Annotated in this window: 4 tRNA genes and 3 rRNA genes; all 7 read right to left on the reverse strand. The window is 51.3% G+C overall.

Going from position 1 to position 5301, the window contains the following annotated elements:
* Positions 1-4: 4 nt before the first annotated feature.
* Positions 5-86 (reverse strand) — tRNA-Leu (locus tag AC1DRF_RS15955).
* A gap of 13 nt (positions 87-99) precedes the next feature.
* Positions 100-175: transfer RNA gene (locus AC1DRF_RS15960), tRNA-Lys, on the reverse strand.
* Positions 176-182: 7 nt separating this feature from the next.
* Positions 183-258 (reverse strand) — tRNA-Thr (locus AC1DRF_RS15965).
* A gap of 3 nt (positions 259-261) precedes the next feature.
* A tRNA-Val gene (locus AC1DRF_RS15970) sits at positions 262-337 on the reverse strand.
* Positions 338-346: 9 nt separating this feature from the next.
* Positions 347-462 (reverse strand): 5S ribosomal RNA (gene rrf / locus AC1DRF_RS15975).
* Positions 463-571: 109 nt separating this feature from the next.
* Positions 572-3507, reverse strand: a 23S ribosomal RNA gene (locus tag AC1DRF_RS15980).
* Positions 3508-3732: 225 nt separating this feature from the next.
* Positions 3733-5284 (reverse strand): 16S ribosomal RNA (locus AC1DRF_RS15985).
* The 16S, 23S and 5S rRNA genes sit together here with 4 tRNA genes alongside, the layout of an rRNA operon.
* Between the last annotated feature and the right edge of the window lie 17 nt (positions 5285-5301).

Genomic DNA, 5301 nt, shown 5'->3' on the forward strand with positions numbered 1-5301 from the left:
AAGATGCGGGTGAAGGGACTTGAACCCCCACGTCGTAAGACACTAGATCCTAAGTCTAGCGCGTCTGCCAATTCCGCCACACCCGCGTGTGAATATAAATGGTGAGCCATGAAGGACTCGAACCTTCGACCCTCTGATTAAAAGTCAGATGCTCTACCAACTGAGCTAATGGCTCGAAAAACTGGTGCCGGCAAGAGGACTTGAACCCCCAACCTACTGATTACAAGTCAGTTGCTCTACCAGTTGAGCTACACCGGCAAATGGTGGAGGATGACGGGATCGAACCGCCGACCCCCTGCTTGTAAGGCAGGTGCTCTCCCAGCTGAGCTAATCCTCCGAWATATAAGCCTGGCAACGTCCTACTCTCACAGGGACAAAGTCCCAACTACCATTGGCGCTAAAGAGCTTAACTTCCGTGTTCGGTATGGGAACGGGTGTGACCTCTTCGCTATCGCCACCAGACATATTATATTATACATGATTTCSAAAAGAAAGCAAGACTTTTTTTRAAAAGTTTTGTTCTCTCAAAACTAGRTAACWRTTYGCTGAGTAAAGCTTAYGCTTTTAAAGTTTGGTTAAGTCCTCGATCGATTAGTATCAGTCAGCTACACATGTCGCCACGCTTCCACCTCTGACCTATCAACCTGATCATCTTTCAGGGATCTTACTAGCTTGCGCTATGGGAAATCTCATCTTGAGGGGGGCTTCATGCTTAGATGCTTTCAGCACTTATCCCGTCCACACATAGCTACCCAGCGATGCCTTTGGCAAGACAACTGGTACACCAGCGGTGTGTCCATCCCGGTCCTCTCGTACTAAGGACAGCTCCTCTCAAATTTCCTACGCCCACGACGGATAGGGACCGAACTGTCTCACGACGTTCTGAACCCAGCTCGCGTACCGCTTTAATGGGCGAACAGCCCAACCCTTGGGACCGACTACAGCCCCAGGATGCGATGAGCCGACATCGAGGTGCCAAACCTCCCCGTCGATGTGGACTCTTGGGGGAGATAAGCCTGTTATCCCCGGGGTAGCTTTTATCCGTTGAGCGATGGCCCTTCCATGCGGAACCACCGGATCACTAAGCCCGACTTTCGTCCCTGCTCGACTTGTAGGTCTCGCAGTCAAGCTCCCTTGTGCCTTTACACTCTACGAATGATTTCCAACCATTCTGAGGGAACCTTTGGGCGCCTCCGTTACATTTTAGGAGGCGACCGCCCCAGTCAAACTGCCCACCTGACACTGTCTCCCGGCCCGATMAGGGCCGCGGGTTAGAATTTCAATACAGCCAGGGTAGTATCCCACCGACGCCTCCACCGAAGCTAGCGCTCCGGCTTCTCAGGCTCCTACCTATCCTGTACAAGCTGTACCAAAATTCAATATCAGGCTACAGTAAAGCTCCACGGGGTCTTTCCGTCCTGTCGCGGGTAACCTGCATCTTCACAGGTACTATAATTTCACCGAGTCTCTCGTTGAGACAGTGCCCAGATCGTTACGCCTTTCGTGCGGGTCGGAACTTACCCGACAAGGAATTTCGCTACCTTAGGACCGTTATAGTTACGGCCGCCGTTTACTGGGGCTTCGATTCAGAGCTTCTCCCAAAGGATAACCCCTCCTCTTAACCTTCCAGCACCGGGCAGGCGTCAGCCCCTATACTTCGCCTTGCGGCTTCGCAGAGACCTGTGTTTTTGCTAAACAGTCGCCTGGGCCTATTCACTGCGGCTCTCTCGGGCTATACACCCTACCAGAGCACCCCTTCTCCCGAAGTTACGGGGTCATTTTGCCGAGTTCCTTAACGAGAGTTCTCTCGATCACCTTAGGATTCTCTCCTCGCCTACCTGTGTCGGTTTGCGGTACGGGCACCTCCCGCCTCGCTAGAGGCTTTTCTTGGCAGTGTGGAATCAGGAACTTCGGTACTATAATTCCCTCGTCATCACAGCTCAGCCTTYATGATGAGCGGATTTGCCTACTCATCAGCCTAACTGCTTGAACGCGCATATCCAGCAGCGCGCTTACCCTATCCTACTGCGTCCCCCCATTACTCAAACGGCGGGGAGGTGGTACAGGAATATCAACCTGTTGGCCATCGCCTACGCTTTTCAGCCTCGGCTTAGGTCCCGACTAACCCTGAGCGGACGAGCCTTCCTCAGGAAACCTTAGGCATTCGGTGGACAAGATTCTCACTTGTCTTTCGCTACTCATACCGGCATTCTCACTTCTAAGCGCTCCACCAGTCCTTACGGTCTGACTTCRCWGCACTTAGAACGCTCTCCTACCACTGACATCAAAGATGTCAATCCACAGCTTCGGTGATACGTTTAGCCCCGGTACATTTTCGGCGCAGAGTCACTCGACCAGTGAGCTATTACGCACTCTTTAAATGGTGGCTGCTTCTAAGCCAACATCCTGGTTGTCTAAGCAACTCCACATCCTTTTCCACTTAACGTATACTTGGGGACCTTAGCTGGTGGTCTGGGCTGTTTCCCTTTTGACTACGGATCTTATCACTCGCAGTCTGACTCCCATGGATAAGTCTTTGGCATTCGGAGTTTGACTGAATTCGGTAACCCGTTGGGGGCCCCTAGTCCAATCAGTGCTCTACCTCCAAGACTCTYACAACATGAGGCTAGCCCTAAAGCTATTTCGGAGAGAACCAGCTATCTCCAGGTTCGATTGGAATTTCTCCGCTACCCACACCTCATCCCCGCACTTTTCAACGTGCGTGGGTTCGGGCCTCCATTCAGTGTTACCTGAACTTCACCCTGGACATGGGTAGATCACCTGGTTTCGGGTCTACAACCACATACTAAACGCCCTATTCAGACTCGCTTTCGCTACGGCTCCGCCTTATCAGCTTAACCTTGCATGGGATCGTAACTCGCCGGTTCATTCTACAAAAGGCACGCCATCACCCRTTAACGGGCTCTGACTACTTGTAGGCACACGGTTTCAGGATCTCTTTCACTCCCCTTCCGGGGTGCTTTTCACCTTTCCCTCACGGTACTGGTTCACTATCGGTCACTAGGTAGTATTTAGCCTTGGGAGATGGTCCTCCCAGCTTCCGACGGAATTTCACGTGTTCCGCCGTACTCAGGATCCACTCAAGAGGGAACGAAGTTTCAACTACAGGGTTGTTACCTTCTTCGACGGACCTTTCCAGGTCGCTTCATTTACTTCGTTCCTTTGTAACTCCGTATAGAGTGTCCTACAACCCCAAGAGGCAAGCCTCTTGGTTTGGGCTAATTCCGTTTCGCTCGCCGCTACTCAGGAAATCGCATTTGCTTTCTCTTCCTCCGGGTACTTAGATGTTTCAGTTCCCCGGGTCTGCCTTCAATATCCTATGTATTCAGATAAAGATACTGTTCCATTACGAACAGTGGGTTTCCCCATTCGGAAATCTCCGGATCAAAGCTCACTTACAGCTCCCCGAAGCATATCGGTGTTAGTCCCGTCCTTCATCGGCTCCTAGTGCCAAGGCATTCACCGTGCGCCCTTTCTAACTTAACCATTAGCGAATAAATGGTACAACATACTGTTGTGTTATTTATTGRTTTGATTAAAGAAAAGTTTCACTTTTCCTCAGCAATTACTGTTATCTAGTTTTCAAAGAACAATYGCAACCAAAATTCTTCTTATCTAATAAGAAGAAAGTAGTGTGCTTTCTATAATTGAGAGATTAAACTCTCAAAACTGAACAAAGTGTCAAAACGTACGTCATGTAAAAATCCTTAGAAAGGAGGTGATCCAGCCGCACCTTCCGATACGGCTACCTTGTTACGACTTCACCCCAATCATCTGTCCCACCTTAGGCGGCTAGCTCCTTACGGTTACTCCACCGACTTCGGGTGTTACAAACTCTCGTGGTGTGACGGGCGGTGTGTACAAGGCCCGGGAACGTATTCACCGCGGCATGCTGATCCGCGATTACTAGCGATTCCAGCTTCATGTAGGCGAGTTGCAGCCTACAATCCGAACTGAGAATGGTTTTATGGGATTGGCTTGACCTCGCGGTCTTGCAGCCCTTTGTACCATCCATTGTAGCACGTGTGTAGCCCAGGTCATAAGGGGCATGATGATTTGACGTCATCCCCACCTTCCTCCGGTTTGTCACCGGCAGTCACCTTAGAGTGCCCAACTRAATGCTGGCAACTAAGATCAAGGGTTGCGCTCGTTGCGGGACTTAACCCAACATCTCACGACACGAGCTGACGACAACCATGCACCACCTGTCACTCTGTCCCCCGAAGGGGAACGCTCTATCTCTAGAGTTGTCAGAGGATGTCAAGACCTGGTAAGGTTCTTCGCGTTGCTTCGAATTAAACCACATGCTCCACCGCTTGTGCGGGCCCCCGTCAATTCCTTTGAGTTTCAGTCTTGCGACCGTACTCCCCAGGCGGAGTGCTTAATGCGTTAGCTGCAGCACTAAAGGGCGGAAACCCTCTAACACTTAGCACTCATCGTTTACGGCGTGGACTACCAGGGTATCTAATCCTGTTTGCTCCCCACGCTTTCGCGCCTCAGCGTCAGTTACAGACCAAAAAGCCGCCTTCGCCACTGGTGTTCCTCCACATCTCTACGCATTTCACCGCTACACGTGGAATTCCGCTTTTCTCTTCTGCACTCAAGTTCCCCAGTTTCCAATGACCCTCCACGGTTGAGCCGTGGGCTTTCACATCAGACTTAAGAAACCGCCTGCGCGCGCTTTACGCCCAATAATTCCGGATAACGCTTGCCACCTACGTATTACCGCGGCTGCTGGCACGTAGTTAGCCGTGGCTTTCTGGTTAGGTACCGTCAAGGTACRAGCAGTTACTCTYGTACTTGTTCTTCCCTAACAACAGAGTTTTACGACCCGAAAGCCTTCATCACTCACGCGGCGTTGCTCCGTCAGACTTTCGTCCATTGCGGAAGATTCCCTACTGCTGCCTCCCGTAGGAGTCTGGGCCGTGTCTCAGTCCCAGTGTGGCCGATCACCCTCTCAGGTCGGCTATGCATCGTKGCCTTGGTGAGCCGTTACCTCACCAACTAGCTAATGCACCGCGGGCCCATCTGTAAGTGATAGCCGAAACCATCTTTCAATCATCTCCCATGAAGGAGAAGATCCTATCCGGTATTAGCTTCGGTTTCCCGAAGTTATCCCAGTCTTACAGGCAGGTTGCCCACGTGTTACTCACCCGTCCGCCGCTAACGTCATAGAAGCAAGCTTCTAATCAGTTCGCTCGACTTGCATGTATTAGGCACGCCGCCAGCGTTCATCCTGAGCCAGGATCAAACTCTCCGAAGAAATGTTTGACTTGCTCA

Source organism: Priestia sp. P5_B4, from assembly GCF_056400385.1.